The following is a 23833-nucleotide window of genomic DNA, read 5'->3' on the forward strand; positions in this document are numbered from 1 at the left end:
ACGATCTGAATCATGGCTTGCAAACGGACCGAGTCTGGAACCCACGTTCCGGATGGTGGTGCACCCGGGGCATTTCGGGCATGCCCCCCGCGACGGATTCGGAAACGCCGCTTCCGTTCGAATAGTGTCAATACTATAACCCATAGCTGCTGGACTTATCGATGGTCCTGGTTTTGGTTGGAGTGCTCGAGGTCCGGCTCGGAAGACGAATGTGGGGGCGTGACGGGGACTCGAGGAATTCGAGGGGTTTATCTATTCCCGTCGGGAACTGTGAGATGCGTACGAGGGCTCGTAGATCAGGGGTAGATCACTCCCTTGGCATGGGAGAGGCCCCGGGTTCAAATCCCGGCGAGTCCACTTGTAATTAAAAGCCATGGAGAGGGTTCTCTACCGCAAGGTAGGACCTTCCAAACGGCTGGATTCGCCACTTTTTGACTGAGAACTACTCCCTCAGAGAATAGACTTCATCAGAAAATCAGACGCGGGCTAGCGCCTGCTGGCGGTTATTTGAGGGAATCGAGGTGGTTTGCGTGATTCGACGCTGGAACGGCGTCGACCGCGCCACAGATCTGTGACTTCTGCGGCTGCGAGATCGACCGTCCAGAGAAGCATTGCGCGGCGCTCGAGGATGGGATGTGTCAGCCGTGACTCGAGAAGTAACCGCGAGGACCGTCCACTGTCCCGAGGCTTCGGCCCTCTGCGGCGGGCAGTGTTCAGAGTAGTTGGTTCCAGCAGTATGCGCAGCTCTGCAACCGTGTTTCAGCGGTTGCTGGATCGGTGTTTCTGAAGCAGTTTCCGAACTGCGTAGTACGTCGTTTTATCTCTTTGAATAGACGTTCGACGGCATTCCGAGTTCCATATTTTTCGTATCGAAATCGGAGACCGAAATGATGGAGTGCAGCTTTAAGCCACGGAGCTGAATCGACGAGAAACACGGCGTCTTGGACACCGTGTTTCTCACTCAGTTCACGCAGAAACATCTCAGTAAGTGCAATTGTATGCGTGTGATAACGCTTGAGATGGAGAAATTCGTTCGTTTCGGGATCGATAGCAGCATACAGCCAGTAGCACTGATCGTCGAGTTGATCACAGTTTCGTCGAGCGCAACGTGATCCGGCTGGCTTCCCCTCGTCGGCTGTGGATTGGCTTTCTGTACCCAATTATGGATCGTCGATCTCGCCCGTTCGACACCGAACCTTTCTAAGACAGAATCAGTATCCGAAAGTGATAGTCCCGACAAATGGAGCTGAATACGCAATCGCATCAGTTCGCGCGGTATCGCCGCCCGCTCCACAAAATCTAATTGAACGCCGCTACTAGCGCCGGTGAGGCGGCTGAGTTCTGGCATGGACACCTAGAATTCTGACCGCCTCGCTTTTCAGACCGTATCTGAACAGCATCGGAGAAGGGAGGGAGAAGAATTCTTTATTGACGATCTTCTCGAGAGCGCGCAGGCTCGGCTTTGAGCGCGTGGACTCGGTGTCGGTCATCTCAGACGAGGAGCTGGATGTCGGATTCAGCCATGTGCTGTAACGCGGTGGCCGCGCCGACGCCGGTGGTGACGCCGTCGTGGAAGTCGTCCTCGTCGTAGTCCATCAGCTCGATCGTCATCTGACAGGCCTGCAGATCGACGCCGCTCTCGAGCGAGAGGTCGATCAGTTCCTCGATGGTGGCCGTCCCATTGTCGTCGATCTTCTTCTGCATCATCTTCGTGGCCATCGTATCCATGCCGGGGAGCGCGGCGACGGCGTTCGGGACGGGCATGTTGGGATTGCCGACGGCACTCAATTTGAGATCTTTCGACTTCTCCTCGTGGAGAATGTCGAGCCCCCAGAACGTGTGGAAGACGACGACCTCCCAGCCGAACGCGGCCGCGGTGCTCGCGAGGATCAGCGGCGGATACGCCATGTCAAAACTGCCCTGCGTCGCCACGATCGTCATCTTCTTTTGGTCGTCGCCCAGATCCGCCTCTGCGAGCGACTCCTCTACCTCCTCGACGCGCTCGCGTAGGGCCTGCAACTCGGCGGTATCGATCTCGGGGTTAGATTCGGCGTCCGCCTCGCCGTCTTCGATCGGTGTCGTTTGATTGTCCGTGCTCATTATTCCGTCTTCTTCACGTAGTGGGTGTAGATGTCGTCCCCTTCGACCTGCTCGAGGAGTTCGACGCCGTCGGTGCCGTCGGCCCACCCCCGAATGTCGCTCATGCTGCCCGAGTCAGTCGCGACGACCTCGAGGACGTCGCCGGCCTCGAGCTCGTCGATCGCTTGCTTGGTCTTCACGATAGGCATCGGGCAGGACTGTCCTTTCACGTCCAGCGTCTCCGTGCTCTGGTATTCCGAACTCATGGTTTCGTTTTGTGCTCCGTATTGGAGCTATCACACAATATTGTGGGCACCCATATAAGACCTCCGGTTATTGTACAATACACGAACACCCCTGTCTCAGAGCAAGGTGTGAAATGGCTATTATCGCTCGTATACGGGCATGTGGTCTCAAATATAGTCTCAATAAGGGAGTAGTTGGCTAGCCTGTATTGTGGATAATAGGAAATACTATACAAACCCTTAAGTGCCAGTAGCCGATACTGGAAACCGTACAACATGGACGATATGGATCTTCCAATGCCGGACGTCGAGATCGAATCGGTCAGTCCAGACGAATTGAAGGACCGAATCGACGCGGGCGAGGACGTCACGCTCCTCGATACCCGTATGGAATCGGAGTACAACGAGTGGAAGATCGACGGAGAGACCGTCGAATCGATCAACATTCCGTACTTCGAGTTCCTGGACGACGAAATTGACGGCGACGTCCTTGCACGGATTCCCGACGACCGCGAAATTACGGTCCTCTGTGCGAAGGGGGGCTCGAGCGAGTACGTCGCCGGGACGCTGAAAGAGCGCGGCTACGACGTCGACCACCTCGAGGACGGGATGAACGGCTGGGCGCGCATCTACGAGCGCGTGGAAGTCGAACGCTACGGCGGTGCGGGAACGCTCTACCAGTACCAGCGTCCCTCGAGCGGCTGTCTCGGCTATCTCGTCGTCGACGGCGACGAGGCAGCCGTGATCGATCCGCTGCGCGCGTTCGCGGATCGGTACCTCGAGGACGTCGACGATCTCGGCGCCGACCTCCAGTACGCGATCGACACGCACATCCACGCGGATCACATCTCGGGCGTCCGTAGCCTCGACGCGGAAGGCGTCGAGGGAGTCATCCCCGAGGCGGCGGTCAACCGCGGCGTCACCTACGCCGACGAGATGACTCTCGCAGCGGACGGCGACGAGTTCGAAGCCGGCGACGCGACGATCGAGACCGTCTACACGCCCGGACACACCTCCGGGATGACCTCGTACCTGATCGAGGATTCGCTGCTCGCGACCGGCGACGGGCTGTTCGTCGAGAGCGTCGCCCGCCCTGACTTAGAGGAGGGCGACGAGGGCGCGGAAGACGCCGCGCGACAGCTCTACGAGACGCTGCAAGAGCGCGTGCTGACCCTGCCTGACGACACGCTGATCGGCGGGGCGCACTTCAGCGACTCCGCCGAGCCCGCCGACGACGGCACCTACACGGCACCGATCGGCCAGCTCGAGGCGGAGATGGACGCGCTGACGATGGACGAAGACGAGTTCGTCGAACTGATCCTCTCGGACATGCCGCCCCGTCCGGCCAACTACGAGGACATCATCTCCACCAATCTCGGACAGCAGGAGGCCGACGACGAGGAGGCGTTCGAACTCGAGCTCGGTCCGAACAACTGCGCCGCGAGTCAGGAGTCCCTGGCCGGTGACTAACGCCCAATGGTAACTGACCCAGTCCCGCTCCAACTGGCCGCCGAGCTGTTCCCCAGCGGGATTAGCCGCTACGCAGTCGGCGGGTTGCTCGTCGGTCTCGGTGCGGTCGTGATCTACGTCGGGACCGGCATCCCGGCCGGGGCGAGCACGTTCCTCGAGTCGACGCTGTCGTACGTCTCCGGGCAGTCGCGGTTCCAGCAGTACGTTTCGTCCCGGGATTGGCGCGTCGTGTTCACGCTCGGCATCATCCTGGGCGGGCTGGCGTTCGCGGCGACGGTCCAGTCCGGGGTGATAACGACGTCACTCTACGAGGCCGGAACGACCGGCGAACTGTACGAGGTCGGCGGCGTGACGTTCTGGTCGACCGCCGTCCAGCCGTGGCGGCTGTTCCTGGGCGGCATCCTGGTCGGGATCGGCACCCGGATCGGCAAGGGATGTACGTCCGGCCACGGGGTCTGCGGCGTCGGTTCGGCGTCGAAGACGTCGCTCGTCGGCGTAGTGACGTTCCTGACCGTCGCCACCGGGACCGCTCAAATCGTCGCCGCGATGGGGGTGTCACCATGAGCGAGGACCGTCACCCGCTGTTCATGCCGCTGATACTCGTCGGCGGCATGATCTTCGGGTTCGGGCTCGGGTTCAGCCAGATGGCGCGTCCGGAGGTCGTGCTGAACTTCCTGCAATTCGAGGACTTCGGACTGCTGTTCGTCATGTTCGGCGCGGCGATCGTCTCCGGGATCGCCTTCGCCGTGATGCCCCGGATCCGAGACAGCGCGCCGTTGACGGGCGATCGGTACGAACGCCGGCTGAAGCCGTTCGACCGGAACGTCCTGATCGGCGGCGCGATCTTCGGCGTCGGCTGGGGGCTCTCGGGAATCTGTCCCGGCGCCGCCTACGCCAGCCTCGGCGTCGGCAATGTCACCATCCTGTGGGCAATCGCCGGGATGTTCGCCGGCGCCTACCTGCAGGGAGTCTGGCGAAGCAAGCGCGCCGCGGCCGCCACGGCCCCGGTAGGTGCCGACTAGCGACGTTCACATTTCGTGTCTCACAAGCTGAAACGGAGGCGGTTCGTCTAATGGATCCGGGAACGATACTACTGTTCGCAGCCGCCGTTCTCGCAAGCCTGTTCATGGCCTGGGTGATCGGCGCCGGCTCGAGCGGCGCGACCCCGTTCGCACCGGCCGTCGGCGCGAACGCGATCTCGACGATGAAGGCCGCGTTTCTCGTCGGTCTCCTCGGGTTCGCCGGCGCGGTGACGCAGGGCGCGAGCGTCTCGAAAGCCGTCGGGAGTGGCCTCGTCGAGGGAGTCACGCTCCCGATCACCGGCGTCATCGTCGTGTTGTTGCTCGGCGCCGGCCTGATGGCGCTCGGGATCTCCACCGGATACCCTATCGCGACCGCGTTCACCGTGACCGGATCGGTCATCGGGGTCGGCCTCGCGCTCGGCGGCGATCCTGCCTGGGGGAAGTACGCCGAAATCGGCGCGGTCTGGGTACTCACGCCGTTCGTGGGCGGCGGCATCGCCTACGGGCTCGCCAGTATCCTCCCGCGACCCGACGTCCCCGAGGACGTCAGCGTCCCGATCCTCGCCGGAATCGTCGGTATCGTAGTCGCGAACCTCGAGTTCTCGTTCTGTTCGTCGCTCGGGGGCACGCTCGCCACCGCCGGGGCCGCGCCGGTTCCCGTCGACGGCGTCGCCGCCACGATCGGGGTCTCGCTCGGCTTCGGAGCCATCGCCGCGTCAGTCGTTCGATGGGACGTCGGTCGCGATCAGGTCGGCGGTCTGCGCCGGTTCCTGCTCTCGCTGGGTGCGCTCGTGGCGTTCTCGGCGGGCGCGAGTCAGGTCGGACTGGCCGTCGGCCCGCTGTTCCCACTGCTCGAGGACTTATCGATGGTGTCGCCGCTCGTGGTGTTGCTCGGTGGCGGCGTCGGGATCCTCATCGGTTCGTGGACGAGTGCGCCCCGAATGATCAAGTCGATCTCACAGGAGTACGCGTCGCTGGGGCCGCGCCGATCGATTTCGACGCTCGTCCCCTCGTTTCTCATCGCACAGACCGCGGTCCTGCTGGGAGTCCCGGTCTCGTTCAACGAGATCATCGTGAGCGCCATCGTCGGCAGCGGGCTCGCGGTCGCCGGCGGGGACGGTGTCAGCCCCCGAAAGCTGGGATTCACTGTCGGCGCCTGGATCGGATCGTTCCTCCTCGCGTTCGGGCTCGGCTACGGGTCGATGCTTCTGCTGGATCTCTGAGACCGAAGGCAGATACGTTCGGCCCCGCGAACGAATCGACGGTCAGTTCGACGTGACGATTCGTCCCGGCACTCGTGGCGAGTTTTCAGAAGTCCCGCGTTTTGAACGAGGGGGACGTCAAGAACGTCCGGCTCCGGGCGCTCGAGTCCACGGTCCATACGACACTCGACGCAGACACGCACAGCCCACGACGGGCTCGGTCGGGGTGCTTCGGGACCGCGATCAGCCGCTATCACACGGAGGAATCCCCGCACTTCAGGACGAGGGTGTCGAGCCGTTCGAGCGCTATATTCGCGTGCTGTCATGTTCCGACGACAACTGCGCTCGGCCGCGAATCGGTCACCCGTTGGATCGCGAAAAACGCGCTGATTGCCCTCGTACGCGGCCGGTGATCCTCACCGATCGTATCGGGCCGGTGTCAGGCCGTTCGGTCCGGCGGGATCAGCATGACGTTCCCGTCCGCCCGTGCGACGACGTCTTCGGAGACGCTCCCGAGCAACAGTCGACGGAGTCGGCTGTGCCCGCGCGAGCCGACGAGGATCGCCGTCGGCTCGTACTCGCCCTCGGCGGCGAGGATCTCGTCCGCCGGATCGCCCTGCCGAACTGCCGTTCGCGTCTCGATCTCCCAGTTCTCGAGCCTGGTCGCCAGTTCTGCCAATCGCACTTCGGGGTCAGCGCCCTCCGGAAGCGCCGGATCCTTCGGCGTTTCGACGTGAACGAGCGTCGCCTCCCGCGTCGCGTGACGGAGGTACGAGAACGCCTCGAAGGCTCGTTCGGCGTTCTCCGAGAAGTCCGTCGCGAACAGCAGCCGCCGGAACAGGTGTTCGCGGACGACGGTCGGCTCGTCCGCCCCGCGTTCGATCCGATTGACCAGCAGCGGGACGACCGTTGTCCGCGCGAGATTTCGTGCAGTCGACCCGATAACGCGGTTCTCGAGCGGGCTCTTCCCGCGTGAGCCGACGACCGTGAGGCTGGCACCGATCGCCTCTGCGATCCCGTTGATGCGACGATGGGGCGTCCCGCGAACGACGTGTGCCTCGACGTCGAACCCGGCGTCTTCGATGACGCTTCGATAGCGCTCGAGCGCTCGTTCGCGCCGCGCTGCGAAGTCGATACCGGGCATCCCCGCGTGGACGTTCGACGGAATCACCGTCACGAGGTGGATCTCCTCGACGCCGATTCGGCCGAGGCACTCGAGACAGGTCTCGTTCTCGATCGTCGCCTCGCTGGCAGCGGAGAGATCGGTCGCACAGATCGCTCTCATACCAAGTGTAGGGTTCGGGCCCATAATATTGTTTGTGGAAACCAATACTAAATCCGAAATATCCGTGGCCTCTCCGTTCGGTGATTCGGACGTCGACTCCAATTTCTCCGACAGTGTCGTGTCTTCTCACGGACCCGTCATCGCTGCGTTCCGACTGCGCGCCAGCGGAGTGAGTTAACGTCGGTTCGTTCCTCGTCTCCGCATAACTTATTGGAATATTCTCGTTGGATAGCCGTGAGATAGACTGCAGTAATATTGTGCGCAATTCCCAAAAGCGTTATACCCATCCTCCGGATAGACGATACCGAGTAGAAACCTATGCTCCGCACACAACCGGGCGACGGAGGTCGATATCGATGATCGACCTCGCAGCGTCTTCGTCACCAGTACAGTCAGGCGCCCTCGTTGGCGCCGTCCTCCTCGAGGCGTTCGTCCTCTACGTCGGGTACGGCGCGCTCGAGCGAGTCGCAGCGCCGATCGTCGAAAAAATCACACGCGCATAGATGGAGCTATTCGGAATCGCCCTGATGACGCTCGCGCTGTTCGTGAGCTTCGGCTTCATGGTCGGCGTCCTGTTCGGCTTCTTCGGCATGGGCGGCTCGTTCCTCGTCACGCCGGCATTACTCGTGATGGGGTATCCCGCCAGAGTCGCCGTCGGGAGCGGCATGGCCTTCGTGTTCGGGACGGCAACGATCGCGACGTTGAAACACCGCGACCTCGGCCAGGTCGACTACAAACTCGGCGGGTTGATGATCGTCGGGACGACGAGCGGCATCGAGGTGGGGAGTCGAGTGGTGTACTACCTCGAGGAGCTGGGGCTCGCCAGCAGTGCCATCGGTGTCACGTACGTCGTCCTGTTGGGTTCGGTCGGGCTGTTCGTCACCCGAAACGCGCTCGTGAACGACGGCGGAGACGATTCGGGTGGCAGCCACCACGAGTCCGACGAGGAGTTCGACCCGGACGCGATTCCACCCCTGGCGAAGCGGATTCAGTCCTACCGCATCCCGCCGATGATGACGGTCGGCGGCGGAATCCGGGTCTCGCTCTGGTTGATTTTGGCCGTCGCGTTCGCCACGGGCCTGTTGTCGGGCTTCCTGGGTGTCGGTGGCGGTTTCGTCAAGATGCCCGCGATGGTCTACCTCATCGGCGTCCCGGTTCCCGTCGCGGTCGGGACCGACCTCTTCGAGATCGTCTTCTCGGGCGGGTTCGGCGCGTTCACCTACGGACTCAACGGCGGCGTCGACCTCTCGATCGTCGCGCCGCTACTTGCGGGGAGCGCGCTCGGCGCCCGGATCGGCTCGGCCGCGACCGGCATCGTCGACGAAGACGACATCAAGATCTACTTCGGACTGATGCTGGTCGGTGGTTCGATCGCCGTCGCGTTCCGGCAGGCCGGCGACTACCTCGGGATGGACGTGCTGAATACGCTCAGCTTTGCCTTGATCCTGCTCTCGGCGTTCATGGTCAGCGGGGCCGTGATCTATAGCACGATCACGACGATGCGAAAGCGGTCGAATGCGGCCGCGACGTCTGCAGAGTGACGTCATTCCCCCTACTCGTCCGAGTCGATCGCGGCTCATCGAGATTGTACAATATCCACACAACCCTTATACCGATGCGGTTCCTATCGTGAGACAGTAAAATGGCTAACTCAATGGCAGAGCAACTACAGCAGGATATGGAGTGCGAAGGGTTGCTAGAGTGCATCCACGGTCTCAAACAGCTCGATAAGGACTGTTTCCGGGTAATGGTCGAAAGCGAAGAAGCGCTGACGATCGACGAGGTCGCCGAGCGAGTCGACCGAGAGCGGTCGACCGCGTACCGATCGATCCAGCGGTTGCTCAAGAGCGGCTTCATCCAGAAAGAGCAGATCAACTACGAGCAGGGCGGCTACTACCACGTCTACTACCCGACGGACCCGACCCAGATCGCGGACGATATGCAGCGAAAGCTGAACGACTGGTACGCGAAGATGGGGCAACTCATTCAGGAGTTCGAGGACAAGTACGAACACGCCGAGGCCGACACCGAAGTGCCCGCTCGGAGCTGATCGTCCACCGACCGCGACTTCGGCGTACTCTCACTTCTCTCGGACCGCTCTCGCGGCCGTCTCGCTCGGCTTCCGTTCCGAGCAAGAAGAGTTGTCGGCCGTAGCCACGGTGCCCTCGGGATCACCACGCCGCTCGAGGACGGCACACTGATCCGGGTGGCGTAGTCAAATCAGCATCCGTTGTTCGAGGCCGAGAGTCGCTCGATCTACGTACCGTATTTTCAAATCCGTTGCAAAATTCGATCGATGAGGATGACGATACCACCGATAATGACCCAGAGAGTCGGGACGATGACAAGTAGCACTACCCAGTGTGGGACCGGTGTCGGTGGCGCTTGCGGAGGACCATGTAACGGATTCGTTTGGAGGAGGAGGCCGGCCTTCGATAGGAGTTGGAGAGGTACCGTTATCATAGGTGAGCAGCCGTCGATGGATCGATTACGGCCGATCGTCTGGGTTGCCGCTACGGTTCTGTATCCCCGTTCTATAGACGTAATATCCCGCGGCGACGAAGAGGAGGCTGACCGCTATCCAGTGGGGATTGTACTGCCCGCCCGGGGACAGGGGTCGACCGCCAGGGCCCACGGGTCGATGAAGGCCCAAGAGGGCGTGATCAATGAGGGCGTCATATACGTCGAACACACCGAGACCGATCAGAGCAGCACCGGCCAGCGGTCGCACGGCTAACGGGACGGTAGTTCGTCGCTCCGACCGCCAGACGAGGCCCGCCCCGATTCCCATAATGATCAGCATTCCGAGCGAGAACAACCCGTCTGCGAGGATATTCATCTCGAGACCGTCCAACGTGTACATCGGATAAAGGCCGGAGACGAGGTGATGCCACTGAAGGATCTGATGCAAGACGATAACGTCGATTAACCCGCTGAAGCCGAATCCGAACACTCCTGCCGAGACGAGAGCGCGTCGAGTCACCGTCTTCTGCGTCCGATCGGATGCGGTATCCGGTTGGCTGCTCATGAAGCGGTGTTCGCGTCCGTTACGGAAGGTTTCTGTTCAGCGATCGATGGAATATCACTACTGCTGAAACGCGTTCTATCGAATAATCGGATCTCGTTCCCTCGGACCGCGTTACTGCACTGCGTGTGTCTCGAGCGTATCGACGAGCGGTTCGGCCTGCTGGAAGCCGTCGTCGAGGCGGGCGACCTCCTCACCGTCGCGCAGGACGACGAGCGTCGGGACGCTCTGGATGCCGAACTCGGCGGCGAGATCGGGAACGAGGCCGGCGTTGACCGTCGCTACGATTCCCGGTGCGCTGCGTGCGACCGCGCCGAGTACCGGCTCCATCGACGCGCAGATGCCACAGCCGGACGTGACGAACTCGAGCAGGACGAGGTCGTGTGTCGCGAGCAGTTCGTCGTAGTCGGCTACGTCGTTCAACTGGACGGGTTTTTCAGCCGGGCGGCCGTCGTCGGTCGGCTCCGAGGGCGTTGTGTCAGTCATCACTGGTAGTAGGGCGCGGACGTATTTCAGTGTTTTGTGGAAAGGGAACAATACTGCCCCCGGCCGGTAGCGCGAGCCACAGGTGAGAGCCGTTCACCGGTTACTACCGCCGATCTGCGGAAATAGCAGTGAATATCACCGCCATCTATGACGCGGTGCTGTCCGAGAAACCCTCGTAAACGTCTCCGAACAGGCCCGGTTCGCTACATTCTGCGACTGGCGGTGACCCGAGCCGCGATAAATCTCGCCGTATCGCACAGTCGAATACGTCGAGAGTGCTGATACCCTGAAAACGACGGCCTCGTGCCGTCTCTATCCACCGTCAAACCAGCATGAGTGCCCCCGAATCCAGAGTCGACGTCGGACAGTTCCTCACCAATCTCCTCGAGTTCCGATACCGAGAAGTGACGATGGTCGGCGCGACGGTGGCCGTCCTCGTCGCCTCGATCGTCCTCTTTCCCGGATTCGAGAATGTCGGGGACGGCGTCCAGTCCGATCTCTCCGGCGGGCTGCTCGCCGGACTGGTCCTAGTCGCTGTCGTCGCCGGCGCCGTCAAGGGAATGACCGGCTTCGGGTATTCGCTCATCATGACGCCGATCGTCGCGTCGGTGATCGATCCGACCGTCGCCGTCGTCGTTCTGGCGATTCCGCCGTGGATGCTCAACATGTTCCAGATCGCCGAAACCGGAACGGGACGGGCGTTCGTTCGCGAGGAGTGGGCGCTCCTCGTGCTCGCGATCGCGGGGACCGTCATCGGCGTGGCGGCGCTGGCGGCGTTCAGCGCCGGCCCGATCGTCGCGTTCGTGATCGGTCTCGTCCTCCTCGGCTACGTGGCCTTCCAGCTCGTCCAGAACTTCGTCACGGTCGAGGAGGCACACCACCCGTTCGCCCTCGGCGCAGCCGGATTCTCCCAGGGCTTTCTGCTCGCGTTCGCGAATCTCGGGCCGCTGCTCCCGGCGTACTTCCACACCTTCGAACGCGACACCGAGCGATACATCGGCGGGCTATCGATGGTGCTCGGAACGATTTTCACGGTCCGTATCGTTCAGATGGCGCTGTTTACCGACCTACTGACCACATACCGGCTCTGGCTCGGTTCGGTGATCGCGGTTGTTACCATCGTCGGATTGTTGCTGGGCACGTACCTCCGGCGCCTCGAGTTCGACGAGCGAACGTTCAACTGGTTCGTCGTCGGACTCCTGTTCGTCATCTCGCTCAACATCTTCCGGAACACCGTCCCGGCGCTGTTCTTCTAGGATCACTTCGTCAGCGAGAGCAGAACGAGTACCATCCCGCTCGAGCACACCGGGTCCGCTCTCACTCGAGCGTCGCGATCAGCAGAAACGTCTCCGGGCGGACGGCCTCGTGTTCGATCTCGAACCCGGTCTCGCGGAGGGCCGCTGTCGCCTCGGCGGCGCTATACCGCTCGTCGACCGGCGGACCGTCCTCGCCGGATCCGGTCGCCGCCCAGTCGACGATCACGAGGCGGCCGTCGGCAGCGAGAACTCGCCGAACCTCGGCCAACGATTCGTCGCTCGCGAACTCGTGATAGGTCATCGTCGAAAACGCGGCGTCGACGTCGCCGTCGTCGAACGGCAGCTCGCTCACGTCGCTGGTCACGAGGTCGACGTTCGCCGGGACGCCCTTCTCCCGGTAGTACTCGTGCATCGCCTCCTGGACGTCGACCGCGTAGACCTCGCCGGCGTGCGGCGCGACGTCGTCGGTGAAGAAACCGGTCCCGCTCCCGAGATCAGCGACGGTCTCGTCCGACGAGAGCGAGAGCGCCCACAGCAGTTCCTCGGCCGAGACGAACCGATAGCGCCGTCCGGCCACCTCTAACTTGTCCGCTCGCTCGGCGCCGAACGTATGGTATCCCATGGTTACAGGTTCTCGAACGCGGTATCGACCAGTTCGCCCGTCTCCGCCACGATGTCAGCCATCTCGTCGTCGTCCGGAGCCATGCCGACGAGCCGCGCGATTCGCATGATCGAGACGTGGTAGACGCGCTGTCGACCGGGTTCTTCCTCCCGGACGACGACGTTACACGGGAAGAGTCCGCCCATCTTCCCGTCGGTCGCCTCGAGCGCGCGGTCGGCAACCGCCGGATTACACGCCCCGAGGACGTAGTAGGGATCGCGGTCGGCGTCGTCGGACTGCGTCCGACTGCTTGAAGCGCTTCGCGCCTCTCTGTCGACCTTCTCGTTGAGCAAGTCCGACGGGGAAAATTCGACCGGAACCCCGAAGCCGGCGTCGGTGAACACCTCGCGGACGTGTTCGATCGCCGCCTCGTGGTCCATCTCGAGGGTGGTCTGTTTCGCACCGATGTCGTCCGGATCGATCTGACTCGGGTCAATGGGTAGCACCATTGTGTAGAGTATTGGGTGTTCAATACAAATGACTTTCGACCCCCGTAATCTCCCGACGTCGCCGGGTGAGCGACGAGTCACCGGAAACGCGATCGACGCTTCGTGAAGAGCTACCGGGACCGGCAGAATCACGATTCGTCCGTCCTGAAAGGCTGGGCCGTCCGCTAGGGCCGAAAAACGTCACAATACATTTACGGGTATCCGATCGGAAATGGACTCATGGACTCCGACTCGGCCTCCCGACGGTCGCTCCTGGGTCTCGCGGGAGTCGCGAGCCTCTGTTGTCTCGGAACCGGCGGCCTCGTGGTCGGTGGCACCGCTGCCGTCGCCGGCGGTGCTGCGACTGGAAGCGCGACCAGCGGATACGTCCAGTTAGCGGTCACTCTCGTCACACTCGGCGTGATCGGCGCTCTCCTGCGGTTCCGGACACGCCGTTCGGACTGCCAAGCGTGAACTATAGCCACCGAAAGTCATTGCACACCTGACCGCACGACAGCGTTGCGGTCAGTGGGTAAACCGGTTCAGTGGCTGCCATCGCTCGCCGGAACTCGGTACGTGAGGAACCGGAACTCGCCGAACTCCCGACGATGGCGGGAGAGCACTGGAATTGGGGCTAATTCCGACCGAGACCGTCTTCCCTCGGATCGGTCGGTACTCGTCTCGGTGGCCGTGGGCGCTTGTGCAGGGACGAGAACTATCCGTGGCCTCGCGCCAGATAGTATTGCAGGGTGATTTCAATGGTGAACCAGATTTCCCCCGAGCGGCTCGCGGAGATGATCGATTCGGACGAGGCGTTCACGCTCGTCGATACGCGGCCCGAGGACAGTTACGAGGGGTGGCGGATCCACGGCGCCGAAAACGTTCCCTTCGGCCCGGATGACGAGATCACAGACGCAGAGCTCGAGCGCGTCGGAGCGGCGAGAGACGGCTATTCGGTCGTCGCGATCTGCGGAAAGGGACTCACCTCGACGCCGTTCAGCTTCGAACTCGAGCAGCACGACTACGACGACGTGGCCGTCGTAAAGGGCGGCATGGAGGACTGGAGTAAAGTCTACGAGATCGTCCCCGTCGAGACCGAAAACGACGACCTCGTTATCGTCCAGTTGCAGCGGCGGGCGAAGGGCTGTCTCGGCTATATCGTCGGCTCGAGGGACGCCGAGTCGGCCGTCGTCGTCGATGCGACCCGTCAGACGGACCAGTTCAAGATCGTCGCCGAGGAGGCCGGGCTGACGATCGAGCGCGTCCTCGATACCCACGTCCACGCCGACCATATCTCGGGTGGGCCGAAGCTCGCGGACGAACTCGACGTATCGTACCACCTCGGAGAACACGCGAGCGAACGGGGTGTCGAGTACGACTACGAACCCCTGGCAGACGGCGAAACGATCGAGCTCGGCGAGATCGAGATCGAAGCGCTCCACACGCCGGGGCACACGTCCGAGATGGTCAACTACCTGATCGACGGCGAGGCGTTGCTGACCGGCGACACGCTGTTCGTCGAGTCCGTCGGCCGCACGGAGCTTCAATTCGGTGACGAAGATGCGGCGCGAGGTGCCGAACTGCTCTACGAGTCGCTCCACGAGACCGTCCTCGAGCTACCGGACGAGACGCGGATCCTTCCGGGCCACGTTTCGGTCACGGAAGATAACCGATACGAGGTCGGCTCGCCCGGCGACCTGATCGGCGCTCGACTGGGTGACCTCCGCGACGACCTCGACCTGCTGGGACTGGACGAGGACGAGTTCGTGGACCGATTGGTCGACAACGCGCCCGACAAGCCGCCGAACTACGAGCGCGTGATCGAGATCAACACGGGTTCGGAGCCGCCCGAGGACGAGTCCGAGGCGACGGAACTCGAGTTAGGGCCGAACAACTGCGCGGCCTAGTTCGCGCAGCGGGCTCGAATCGGTTCCCCGCGGTCGATCATCGATTCCGCGGCTCGTCTTCCGTATCGGACTCCTTCCAGTCGCCTCCTGCCCCGTTCTCTTTGCGAAATTCACCCTTCGCCTGGCGCTCTCGCGGCCACAGCGCGATCGCGAGCAGGGCGACGTAGAACGCGACGACGACTGCGATCACGATCGGCCCCCGGATTCGAGCGATCGCAGCGGTTTCGATCCAGTCTTCGCGTCCCGCAAACGCGGTCACTCTGAAGACCCACGCGACGAGGAGGACGCCGAGCAGTGCGAGATACACGCGCTGCAGGCGATTCGCGAGAGCTTCCCGCATCGGTACCTTCACCGTGGGCTCGCGGTAGTCCCGACTCAGTTCCGCTCGCCAGTCGACGTGTTCGACCCCCTGGGACGGATCGAGAGCGGTCGCGAGCAGGTTCTCCTGCAGAATCCGAACGCGCGACCGGAAGACGTCGTAGTCGCGGTACCGTCGCCCCTCGATGCCGAGGAAGACCGTGACGATCACGATGCCGATCAGCAGGATGTAGTGGGGGTTATCGGGACTCGAGAACGCCCACGTCAGGATCGCCGCCATCACGGTCACCGCCCACGTCGTCGTCTGGTCGAGGCGCTGTCGCCACGTGTCTACCCGGCCGAGCTCGCCCCGGTACGCGTGGGCCATCACCGACCCGAGGCCCGTACTCTCGTCGACCATTTCGCGGCCGATCTCCCGCTGTTCGGGCGCCTTTGGATCGAACTCGTCGTCGTCGTTCGAATCTACCATGTACGACGGACACCGCCCTGTCCCATAAGCGAACGCGGCGTCGGGACGAACCGTGAACGGGACGAGACCGACCTCGAACGGCCGCTCTCGGACCCGACTACAGCGACTCGAGAACCCGTTTGAAGCGTTCGGACGCGTCGTCGCCGATCGGGTCGAGGTCGTCGTTCTCGGCGACACCGATCAGACGCCGCGGATCGACCGCGCTGACGACGACGCCGTCGTCATCGTCGTAGACGACGACGTTGCACGGGAGCAACGTCCCGAGTTCGAGATCGTCCTCGAGTCCCTGATGGGCCAACTGCGGATTGCACGCACCCAGGATTCTGTACTGTCGGAAGTCCTCGTCGAGTTTCTTCTTCAACGTGTCTCGGACGTCGATATCGCAGAGCACGCCGAACCCCTCGTCCTCGAGGGCGTCGAGCGTTTTTTCGACGACGTCGTCGAATCCGCCGTCGACTCGGGTACGGAGCGTATAGGACATACTGTACGACCGATTTCGAGAACGGTCGTCGTTGGGGTAGCAACAGCAAGCCCGCGGCACGTACGTCAGTTCGCGGAAGACTGTAGTCCGTCCGCGGTGGAGATGTTACTATGGTCTCTCGTCGTCCCGTCCGAGCGATGGTGGCCCTGCTCGCGCTTCCGCTGCTCGCCGGACTCGGATATGCCCTCCGGTGGCGATCGAACCCGTCACCGTGTCCGTACGCCCAGCGCCACGCGATCGACCTCCCGCGTCCGGTCATCACTCGCTCGAGGCTGCGAGACGTGCTCAAGCCCCGGCCCGGTGAACGTCTTCTCGAAGTCGGCCCGGGAACGGGCTACTACACGGGGACGGTTGCGCGAGCGATCGAACCGGCGGGGACGCTGCACGCCGTGGACGTCCAATCGGAGATGGTCGAACACCTCCGAACGCGAATGCGACAGGAAGGCGAGTCGAACGTCGAACCGGTCCGCGGCGACGCGCGCTCGCTTCCGTACCCGGACGACACGTTCGACGCCGCGTATCTGGTCCTCGTTCTCGGCGAGATTCCCGACCGGGAGCGAGCCCTCGACGAACTCGAGCGAGTCCTGAAACCCGACGGCCGACTCGTCGTCGGCGAGTCGCTCCCCGATCCGCATTTCGTCGGATTCGAAGGGTTGCGACGCCGTATCGAACAGCGGGGACTGGCGTTCGACGCGCGTGCCGGAACGCGAGTCGGGTATTTCGCGCGCTTCGACGCGAGTCCCGCGGCGGAGTCGATCGACTCCGTCGAATAGCCGATTGTTATCTGTATGTGCAAAACCGACCGGGACGATTCGATCGCCGAATGCGTCGCTATGTCACTCCAATATCTATGATGGACCACTATTCGGCGCCCTTAGCTGGTTACTCCGTTCACTACCATGTGCGCTACACGAGGTTCATCCCAAATCCCCTCATCCAATATTGTGCATACTACACAAAACCTTTAAACGCTATCAGTGCATACGTAGTGGTGATGGCAACTGATGCACGCGGTACCTCCGGTGAATCGCTCGACGAACCGATCTACATCGACGGCAGACGTCACCTCGAGGACGTCACGACGGCACACGACGTCGTCCTCGTGGACTTCTACGCCGACTGGTGCGGGCCCTGTCAGATGCTCAATCCCGTCCTCGAGGGGCTGGCAGACACGACCGAGGCCGTGATCGCCAAGGTCGACGTCGACGAACACCAGCAACTCGCGGGCTCGTTCGGCGTTCGCGGCGTCCCGACGCTCGTCCTCTTCGCGGACGGCGAACAGGTCGAACAGCAGTCCGGTGCGCTGCCGGAAGACCGACTCCGTACCCTGATCGAGAGACACACCGAATGAACGAGGAAACAGACGCGACTGGAGACGTCCGTGACGTCGTGATCGTCGGCTCCGGCGTCGCCGGCCTCTCGGCGGCCGTCTACGCCGCTCGGGCCGATCTCGAGCCGCTGGTACTCGAGGGGCCCGAACCGGGCGGTCAGCTGACGCTGACGACGGACGTCGAGAACTACCTCGGTTTCCCCGAGGGCGTCGGCGGGATGGAGCTGATCAAAAACGGAACGGATCAGGCGGAGCGCTTCGGTGCCGAGTTCACTCACGGCACTGTCGAGAATGCGACGCTCGAGGAGCGCCCGTCCGAACTCGAACTCTCGAACGGCGACGTCCTCCGAACGCGCGCGTTGATCGTGGCGAGCGGCGCGAGCGCTCGCTGGGTCGGCGCCGACAGCGAAGACGAACTGATGGGGTACGGTCTCTCGACGTGTGCGACCTGCGACGGCGCGTTCCACCGCGGGGACGACGTCCTCGTCGTCGGCGGCGGCGATTCAGCGATGGAAGAGGCGCTCTTCCTCGCGAAGTTCGCCGACAACGTGACGGTCGTTCACCGCCGCGAGGAACTGCGCGCCTCCGAGATCATGGCCGACCGTGCCCGCGACCACGAGGACATCGAGTTCCGCTGGAATACGGAGCTCGAGGCGATCCACGGCTCGCAGGAAGACGGCGTCACCGGGGCGACGCTCGTCTCACACCCGGACGGTTATCCCGGGGAGAAGGCCGCGAGCGGCGTCGACATCGATCGCGCGACCGTCGATGTCGGCGGCGTCTTCTACGCGATCGGCCACACGCCCAACACCGAGTTCGTGCGGGACACACCAGTCGAACTCGACGACGACGGCTACGTGCGGATCACCGACACCGACGCGTGGGCGACGACGGCGACTGCGGTCAGTGGCGTCTTCGCTGCGGGGGACGTGATGGATCCCGGCTACCAGCAAGCCATCACTGCGGCCGGAATGGGCAGCATGGCCGCGCTGGATGCCGAAGAATGGCTCGAGACGGCGCGGTTACGTCGGCAGAAACCCACGGCTCGAGCGTAGCGGAGGGTGACGACTGATTGGAGCGTGAACACGATCGATCTGTTAACCGTCGAGGACTTAGCGGATAGGATTGTCGTCTCGGTTCGGTTGCGGGAGACGGATCCCGACGAAACCGGGGACTGGTAGATAGCCGATAGCCAGTGACTGCGAAAGAGCACGATGGAAGCGACCCGCTGGCAGTATCCGTGATCGGTAACAAACTATCCGGACTGTACAACGAGTTTCAACGAGAACGGGCGTAATCGAAGCACTCAAAAGTGAAGAATATAACTACTGTGGCGTCATGAAATCAAGTCGAAGAGCGATACTCGGGGGAGCAGGTGTGGCGACGATAACAGCGCTGGCGGGTTGTTCCGAGAGTCTTAGCGGGGTTACTGGCGGGTTAGAGATCGAAAACGTCGATTCTCGGACCACCTCGCTCGGGGACATCGTTCTCACTGTCACGATCACCAACGATAGCGGCTCGTCGAAATCCAGCACGCTGATCGGTCAGGTCGATATTTCCGGGGGAGACACCTATACGAAACGCCGAGACGTGACGGTCACCGGGGACAGTTCGAATACGTTCGATCTCGGGTTCGATATCAGTTTTTCAGATTCGCTCTCTGCCAATCAGTACGAGTACGACACGGAACTCGAGGAGTAGAGCCGATCGAGGGAGTCGATGTCGGTCAAAACAGCCCTCTGAACAGTACCAGCGCGACTCCGGAAAGGACGACGAAACTGAGGAACCCGATGAAAATCAGTCCCGCCTGTCGACCGGTGAGCGACTCTCCGTCGAGGAATTCGTTAATGTCCATATCTCGTGATCGGAACTCGTCCGCTTAAACGTGATGGTCTACGTAAGGAAACAGTCGTGATCGAGCAGGTGTCCCGAGACTGGACGAGCGCTCGGTGTCTGTTCGGTCGTCCGAACGTGCAATAGCGGATCGGTGCTCGAGACCGACTGGTCGCGTCCGATTCTCGGGGCTCGCGCCGGGTGCGACCGGAAGGGGAAACAGCGCCGATCGGTGCCGAGCGGCTCGAGCCGAACTACCGGTCAGGAACGGGGCCCATCGTCGGTCGCTGACATGGGGGCTGTCACTCGTTGAGATGCCCGCGATAGCCTTTCGGTTCGAATCCGCGCCGACAGATCACGCGCTTTCGACCGACGGTAATCGCGCTGATCTGGTCGTCGTCTTCCATACGGTCGATGACGTCGGCGAGACGGTCCTGAGACCAGCCGGTTTCCTCCCGGACGGTCGATTGGTCGACGCGGCCGCCGCGTTTGACGAGCAGTCTGAGAATCTTGTCCTCGTCGGGGAGTTCGCGTTCGTCGACGCCGTATTCGATGTCTTCGGCGTAGCTCAACGTCTCGTCGTCGGCGTCTGTACTCGGTTCATCGGCTGGCGTCGCGGCGGACTCACCCGATGAGGACTCGTTGGTCGATCCGTTCCAGAGAGACGAAAGGCGAGTCCAGAGTGAATTGAATACCATCTGTTGATCACGCTCCGTTGGGACTGTCGTATCTTGAACGCCCACCTACCTTGCTTTTATGCTCTTCATATAACATGTTTGGAGTCCAGTTGTTACGCCGTGACTATCGTGACGGTGCGGGCCTCGAATAGCGGCGACCTTGCGACCCGCAAGTCAGTTATCACTTTCCGCGACCGACAGGCTCGTCGACAACCGGAAAGCGGTCCCGTAAAGACACGTGCTACGCGCGTGACACACCAGTAGTCATCGGTTTCGCCGACTCGAGTCGGCTCGAGCGGTCGTTGGTGGCCGCGTCGCGGCTCGGAGAGGGAGTCTCGAGGGCGACCGCGACGGATCGGCGCGGTCCTCAGCCGTCGGTCGGCTCCACGGTCTCGCGGTAGGTCCTGGCGAGCGCGTCGAGCGCGTCGTGGTGGTTCGTCGAGTGGGGTGCGGTCAGCGGCGAGACGCTGATGCGCCCCTCGACGACGGCGCGGCGGTCGGTTCCCTCGGGGTCGGGGAGCGAGTCGGGGTCCATGTCGCTCCAGACGCGGTCGTGAAGCGTAACGCGTGTACCGTCGCGCTCGGCGTCCATCTCGTAGCGCTTCGAGGGGCGCGTGATTTCGATGGGGGCCGGCTCGCCGTCCGGCAGGGGAACGTTGACGTTGAGATAGGCCGCGTGGTCGAACACGCCCGCCTCGAGGGCGTGCTCGGCCAGATAGCTCGTCACTCGAGTCGCTTCGGCGTACTCTGCGGCCGTCAGTTCGACCTCGTCGAAGGGCGTGTCCTCGGCGGGCACGTACAGCGACGTCGCGATCGCGGGGACGTCGAAGAAGGCCGCTTCGACGGCCGCACTGATCGTTCCCGATCGTCCGAGGACGTATTCGCCGAGGTTCGCGCCCTTGTTACAGCCCGCGACGACCAGGTCTGGGAACGGGCCGAGTTCGGCGAGGCCGGCGACCACGCAGTCGGCGGGCGTTCCGTGGACGGCGTATCCCAGGTCTCGCTCGTCGACGTCGACCTCGTGTGAGAGCGACCGGCCGCAGGCGCTTCGGTCGTCGGCCGGGGCGACGACGGTCACGTTGGCGTGGTCCGAAAGCGCATCGTACAGCGCCCTGATACCGGTGCTGTCGATCCCGTCGTCGTTGGTCAACAGGATCTCGAGGTCGTCGCTCATGTCACCCCGGTCGGACGGCGGCGCGAAAAGCCCACCGCTTTTTCATCTCACGCGATCCGGTCGACGATCGTCTCCCCGTCGACGACCAGATTGTACGCCCCCTCGTCGTCGTTCCAGAGCGCGAGGACGTTCTCGAACGAACAGACGTCGCCGTAGTCGGCCTCGAGCAGCGGCCGGTTGAGCGCGGTCTCCCTCGTGACGACGGCGTAGTGATCGGTGTCCTCGCTGCCGTCACTGATTTTGAACAGGGGGTTCGATCGTCCGCTGCCGCGACCGGCGGTCCCGTCGTCGGAGAGCGACCGACTGAGCTTCGCCGCGATCAGATCGATCCGCTCGGTGACGTGGCGTTCCATCTCGGCCATCTGCGCACATTCGTTCGTCCCGAGCGCCATGTCGATCCGCCGCCGGCCGTCGAGGCGAAGCTGCGAGTACGAAAACTGGACGTCGACGTTGACGAACTCGCCCGGCGCGTGCTCGTCGTCGTCGCTCGGCGCGGCCTCGTCGAGTCGCCGCTGCACCGACGGGACCGCCAGATCCGGTCGGACGTCGAACGACCAGCCCCGATCCGACGGCGTTTCGCCGGGCCAGAGCCGAACCGACGGGCCGTAAACCGTCACCTCGCCGCGTCGGTAGCGTCTCGGGCTCTCGTCGTCCGTCTCGTCGAAATCGACCGCCGACCGCTCCCAGAGCCGCTCGCCCTCGAGTTCCCGTTCGACCTCGCGCAACTGTACGCTCGTGTTCTTGTCCGCGGGTGCCATCGCGAGGAGGGTGCCGTCGGGCGCGAGCGTCTCGAGGAGCGATCGCGCGACTGCAGCCGGCTCCTCGAGTTCGCTCAGGACGTTACAGGCGAGGACGAGATCGAAGCCGTCGTCCGGTGTGGTCGGGTCGAACCCATCGCCGTCGCCTGAGATAGCGTCGCTCGGGTCGAACTCCTCCGCGGTCGCTCGATGGATCGTGGTGTGAACGTTCCGTCCCGTCTCCGCGAGGAGTTCCTCGAGCACGTCCGCGGCCGCGCTCGGTTCGACCGCGTGGTACTCGAGCAGGGCGTCGTCGGGGAGGTAGTCACAGAGCCCGAGGGCTGGGCCGCCCACCCCCGCACCGACGTCGAGAACTCGAAGGGTCCGATCGAGCAATCCGCGTTCCGCGAGATCGTCCAGGGCGTACTGGATCGCCGCGTAGTAGCCCGGCAGGTGGTAGATCGCGTAGCCCGCCGCGACGTCGTCGTCGTACTCGACCGCTCGGCCGTCGAGGTAGTCGGCTTTGAACCGGCGGACCGTCGACCGGAGCAGGTCGCCGGACGCCCCGTCCTCCCAGTTGGGGCCGTAGCGGTCGACCAGCAGGTCCTCGAGTCGGTCCTCGTACTCGGCGGGAAACCGCTCGACCGGCCCCCGGCGCGGTCCGACCGGGTCGTCGTCAACGGGGACGAAGGTCCCGTCGTCGCGCTCGATCAGGCCGAGATCGGCGGCGTCCTCGCGGAGATGTTGCCGAACGACTGCGGGGTGGGGGTTTCCTTCGACGTACTCGCAGATCTCGTCGGGGTCCACCGGGCGGACGTTCCGCAGATATTTCGCGTTCGATCGAATCGATTCGCGTTGGTCGGTCATTCGGAATCACTCCCGGAACCGCCCTCGGGTCGGTCGTCCCCGCGGTCCCGCCAGCCCGCCGTCGCCTCCCGGTACAGCGACTCGAGTTCGTCGGCGTCGGCGGCCGCGATCGCGGCGGCGGCGTCGGCGACCGCCTCGGCACCGTCGTAGGTCTCCTGAATGTCGGCGTAGACCCGCGGCGTGCCGCCGGTCACCTGTCGGACGAGCTGTCGAAGTCCGTCGTAGATCGGCGTTTCGAACCCGTCGGGAACCGACTCCGCGGCCAGCGCGAAGGAGAGGACGGCGGCGTGGGCGGCCGCCTGTACCGACTCCATGGCCTCGTCGTGATCGGCCGCCGTCGTCTCGAGCAACTCGTTCCCCCGCGACTCGAGCGCCGCGAGGAGCTCGTCCGTCACCGGTCCCGATCGATCCCGGACGACCGCGATCGAGCCGGGCGCACGCTCGGGTGCGAAGAGCGGGTGCAGGCTCACCCGTTCCAGGTCGGGGGCGTGACGCCGCATGGCCTCGATCGCGGGTTCCATCACGCCCGAGACGTCGACGACCGCCCGCTCGGCGCGCGCTGCTTGCTCGGCGATCGCGTCGGTCACGCGGGTCATCGGGACCGCGAGGCAGACGATATCGTACGTCGTGCCGGCCTCGAGGTCGGTCACGTCGCCCTCGACCCGTTCGGCCGCGGCTGCCGCCACCTCCCGGTCGACGTCGGCGAACGTGACTCGGGCGTCGACGGCCTCCCCGAACCACGTCCCCATCGACCCCGCGCCGACGATCAGTACGTCCATTGCCCGCTCCTACCTGCCGGCGTTGCAAAAGCCGTTCGATCGACCGACTCGCACGACTGTCAGCTCGCTCGAGCGGAACGAGGTCGTTACTCCTCGCCGACC

The 23833-nt window shown here is 63.3% G+C and carries 28 protein-coding genes, 1 tRNA gene and 1 pseudogene; 15 read left to right on the forward strand and 15 right to left on the reverse strand.

What is annotated here, in order from left to right:
* Positions 1-285: 285 nt before the first annotated feature.
* Positions 286-357, forward strand: a tRNA-Ala gene (locus NDI89_RS07040).
* A 356-nt stretch (positions 358-713) separates the two neighbouring features.
* Here the strand turns inward: NDI89_RS07040 and NDI89_RS07045 are convergent.
* From NDI89_RS07045 to NDI89_RS07055, 3 genes and pseudogenes are all read right to left on the reverse strand, one after another.
* Positions 714-1348 (reverse strand): annotated as a pseudogene (locus NDI89_RS07045) (IS6 family transposase).
* A gap of 143 nt (positions 1349-1491) precedes the next feature.
* Complete coding sequence (locus tag NDI89_RS07050) at positions 1492-2100, reverse strand: DsrE/DsrF/DrsH-like family protein (RefSeq protein WP_277520808.1); 609 nt, start codon at positions 2098-2100, stop codon at positions 1492-1494.
* Positions 2100-2345, reverse strand: a complete 246-nt coding sequence (locus tag NDI89_RS07055) for a sulfurtransferase TusA family protein (RefSeq protein WP_277520809.1) — start codon at positions 2343-2345, stop codon at positions 2100-2102. The genes NDI89_RS07050 and NDI89_RS07055 overlap by 1 nt, the downstream gene beginning before the upstream one ends.
* 255 nt (positions 2346-2600) lie before the next feature.
* On the opposite strand from NDI89_RS07055, the gene NDI89_RS07060 reads away from it, so the two are divergent.
* From NDI89_RS07060 to NDI89_RS07075, 4 genes are read left to right on the forward strand one after another with little or no spacing between them, the layout of a single operon-like run.
* Positions 2601-3794 carry an MBL fold metallo-hydrolase gene (locus NDI89_RS07060; RefSeq protein WP_277520810.1) on the forward strand — a complete coding sequence of 398 codons (1194 nt, stop codon included), beginning with the start codon at positions 2601-2603 and terminating at the stop codon, positions 3792-3794.
* A gap of 6 nt (positions 3795-3800) precedes the next feature.
* Positions 3801-4358, forward strand: a complete 558-nt coding sequence (locus NDI89_RS07065; RefSeq protein WP_277520811.1) for a YeeE/YedE family protein — start codon at positions 3801-3803, stop codon at positions 4356-4358.
* Entirely contained in the window at positions 4355-4816 is a 462-nt protein-coding gene (locus NDI89_RS07070) for a YeeE/YedE family protein (RefSeq protein ID WP_277520812.1), read from the forward strand. The genes NDI89_RS07065 and NDI89_RS07070 overlap by 4 nt, the downstream gene beginning before the upstream one ends.
* Before the next feature lie 50 nt (positions 4817-4866).
* Positions 4867-6039 (forward strand): inorganic phosphate transporter, encoded by a 1173-nt coding sequence (locus NDI89_RS07075; protein ID WP_277520813.1) that lies wholly within the window; start codon positions 4867-4869, stop codon positions 6037-6039.
* A gap of 418 nt (positions 6040-6457) precedes the next feature.
* Here NDI89_RS07075 and NDI89_RS07080 read toward each other — a convergent pair whose 3' ends face one another.
* A complete protein-coding gene (locus NDI89_RS07080) occupies positions 6458-7303 on the reverse strand; it encodes a universal stress protein (RefSeq protein ID WP_277520814.1) in 846 nt (281 codons plus the stop codon).
* Positions 7304-7659: 356 nt separating this feature from the next.
* Between NDI89_RS07080 and NDI89_RS07085 the strand changes: the two genes are divergently transcribed.
* The 3 genes from NDI89_RS07085 (at position 7660) to NDI89_RS07095 (ending at position 9353) form a co-directional block, all read left to right on the forward strand.
* Entirely contained in the window at positions 7660-7806 is a 147-nt protein-coding gene (locus tag NDI89_RS07085) for a DUF7512 family protein (protein WP_277520815.1), read from the forward strand.
* The gene (locus NDI89_RS07090) at positions 7807-8844 is read left to right on the forward strand and encodes a sulfite exporter TauE/SafE family protein (RefSeq protein WP_277520816.1); all 1038 of its coding nucleotides are present in this window, start codon (positions 7807-7809) and stop codon (positions 8842-8844) included. It begins immediately after the preceding gene.
* A gap of 101 nt (positions 8845-8945) precedes the next feature.
* Positions 8946-9353: a helix-turn-helix domain-containing protein gene (locus NDI89_RS07095; protein ID WP_277520817.1), complete on the forward strand. Its 408-nt coding sequence runs from the start codon at positions 8946-8948 to the stop codon at positions 9351-9353.
* 438 nt (positions 9354-9791) lie between these two features.
* Here NDI89_RS07095 and NDI89_RS07100 read toward each other — a convergent pair whose 3' ends face one another.
* Together NDI89_RS07100 and NDI89_RS07105 are read right to left on the reverse strand one after the other, a co-directional pair.
* A complete protein-coding gene (locus NDI89_RS07100; protein ID WP_277520818.1) occupies positions 9792-10331 on the reverse strand; it encodes a DUF2243 domain-containing protein in 540 nt (179 codons plus the stop codon).
* A 111-nt stretch (positions 10332-10442) separates the two neighbouring features.
* Complete coding sequence (locus tag NDI89_RS07105; RefSeq protein ID WP_277520819.1) at positions 10443-10814, reverse strand: thioredoxin family protein; 372 nt, start codon at positions 10812-10814, stop codon at positions 10443-10445.
* A 332-nt stretch (positions 10815-11146) separates the two neighbouring features.
* Here NDI89_RS07105 and NDI89_RS07110 point away from each other — a divergent pair, with 332 nt between their 5' ends.
* The gene (locus NDI89_RS07110) at positions 11147-12070 is read left to right on the forward strand and encodes a sulfite exporter TauE/SafE family protein (RefSeq protein WP_277520820.1); all 924 of its coding nucleotides are present in this window, start codon (positions 11147-11149) and stop codon (positions 12068-12070) included.
* Between the two features lie 61 nt (positions 12071-12131).
* Here NDI89_RS07110 and NDI89_RS07115 read toward each other — a convergent pair whose 3' ends face one another.
* Positions 12132-12692 (reverse strand): class I SAM-dependent methyltransferase, encoded by a 561-nt coding sequence (locus tag NDI89_RS07115; RefSeq protein ID WP_277520821.1) that lies wholly within the window; start codon positions 12690-12692, stop codon positions 12132-12134.
* A gap of 2 nt (positions 12693-12694) precedes the next feature.
* Positions 12695-13180, reverse strand: coding sequence for a DUF302 domain-containing protein (locus tag NDI89_RS07120; protein WP_277520822.1), 486 nt, complete (start codon positions 13178-13180; stop codon positions 12695-12697).
* 219 nt (positions 13181-13399) lie between these two features.
* On the opposite strand from NDI89_RS07120, the gene NDI89_RS07125 reads away from it, so the two are divergent.
* Together NDI89_RS07125 and NDI89_RS07130 are read left to right on the forward strand one after the other, a co-directional pair.
* Positions 13400-13633, forward strand: a complete 234-nt coding sequence (locus NDI89_RS07125) for a hypothetical protein (RefSeq protein ID WP_277520823.1) — start codon at positions 13400-13402, stop codon at positions 13631-13633.
* Between the two features lie 284 nt (positions 13634-13917).
* Positions 13918-15066 carry an MBL fold metallo-hydrolase gene (locus NDI89_RS07130; RefSeq protein WP_277520824.1) on the forward strand — a complete coding sequence of 383 codons (1149 nt, stop codon included), beginning with the start codon at positions 13918-13920 and terminating at the stop codon, positions 15064-15066.
* Positions 15067-15103: 37 nt separating this feature from the next.
* Here NDI89_RS07130 and NDI89_RS07135 read toward each other — a convergent pair whose 3' ends face one another.
* Entirely contained in the window at positions 15104-15853 is a 750-nt protein-coding gene (locus NDI89_RS07135; RefSeq protein WP_277520825.1) for a DUF2270 domain-containing protein, read from the reverse strand.
* 97 nt (positions 15854-15950) lie between these two features.
* On the reverse strand, positions 15951-16334 hold the full coding sequence (locus NDI89_RS07140; protein WP_277520826.1) for a DUF302 domain-containing protein: 384 nt from the start codon (positions 16332-16334) through the stop codon (positions 15951-15953).
* 110 nt (positions 16335-16444) lie between these two features.
* On the opposite strand from NDI89_RS07140, the gene NDI89_RS07145 reads away from it, so the two are divergent.
* The 4 genes from NDI89_RS07145 (at position 16445) to NDI89_RS07160 (ending at position 19365) form a co-directional block, all read left to right on the forward strand.
* Complete coding sequence (locus NDI89_RS07145) at positions 16445-17107, forward strand: class I SAM-dependent methyltransferase (RefSeq protein WP_277520827.1); 663 nt, start codon at positions 16445-16447, stop codon at positions 17105-17107.
* Between the two features lie 221 nt (positions 17108-17328).
* On the forward strand, positions 17329-17685 hold the full coding sequence (gene trxA / locus NDI89_RS07150) for a thioredoxin (RefSeq protein WP_277520828.1): 357 nt from the start codon (positions 17329-17331) through the stop codon (positions 17683-17685).
* Positions 17682-18719, forward strand: a complete 1038-nt coding sequence (locus NDI89_RS07155) for an NAD(P)/FAD-dependent oxidoreductase (RefSeq protein ID WP_277520829.1) — start codon at positions 17682-17684, stop codon at positions 18717-18719. Before trxA ends, NDI89_RS07155 begins: the two co-directional genes overlap by 4 nt.
* 322 nt (positions 18720-19041) lie before the next feature.
* Positions 19042-19365, forward strand: a complete 324-nt coding sequence (locus tag NDI89_RS07160) for a hypothetical protein (protein ID WP_277520830.1) — start codon at positions 19042-19044, stop codon at positions 19363-19365.
* A gap of 25 nt (positions 19366-19390) precedes the next feature.
* On the opposite strand, the gene NDI89_RS07165 is transcribed toward NDI89_RS07160, so the two are convergent.
* From NDI89_RS07165 to NDI89_RS07185, 5 genes are all read right to left on the reverse strand, one after another.
* Positions 19391-19519 carry a hypothetical protein gene (locus tag NDI89_RS07165; RefSeq protein WP_277520831.1) on the reverse strand — a complete coding sequence of 43 codons (129 nt, stop codon included), beginning with the start codon at positions 19517-19519 and terminating at the stop codon, positions 19391-19393.
* Positions 19520-19799: 280 nt separating this feature from the next.
* Positions 19800-20195 (reverse strand): helix-turn-helix transcriptional regulator, encoded by a 396-nt coding sequence (locus tag NDI89_RS07170; protein WP_277520832.1) that lies wholly within the window; start codon positions 20193-20195, stop codon positions 19800-19802.
* 346 nt (positions 20196-20541) lie between these two features.
* Positions 20542-21348: a 5'/3'-nucleotidase SurE gene (gene surE / locus NDI89_RS07175; protein ID WP_277520833.1), complete on the reverse strand. Its 807-nt coding sequence runs from the start codon at positions 21346-21348 to the stop codon at positions 20542-20544.
* A 47-nt stretch (positions 21349-21395) separates the two neighbouring features.
* A complete protein-coding gene (locus tag NDI89_RS07180) occupies positions 21396-22952 on the reverse strand; it encodes a small ribosomal subunit Rsm22 family protein (protein WP_277520834.1) in 1557 nt (518 codons plus the stop codon).
* Complete coding sequence (locus NDI89_RS07185; protein WP_277520835.1) at positions 22949-23731, reverse strand: prephenate dehydrogenase/arogenate dehydrogenase family protein; 783 nt, start codon at positions 23729-23731, stop codon at positions 22949-22951. Before NDI89_RS07185 ends, NDI89_RS07180 begins: the two co-directional genes overlap by 4 nt.
* Between the last annotated feature and the right edge of the window lie 102 nt (positions 23732-23833).

Source organism: Natrinema salsiterrestre (genome assembly GCF_029502005.1).
Taxonomy (GTDB): Archaea; Halobacteriota; Halobacteria; order Halobacteriales; family Natrialbaceae; genus Natrinema; species Natrinema salsiterrestre.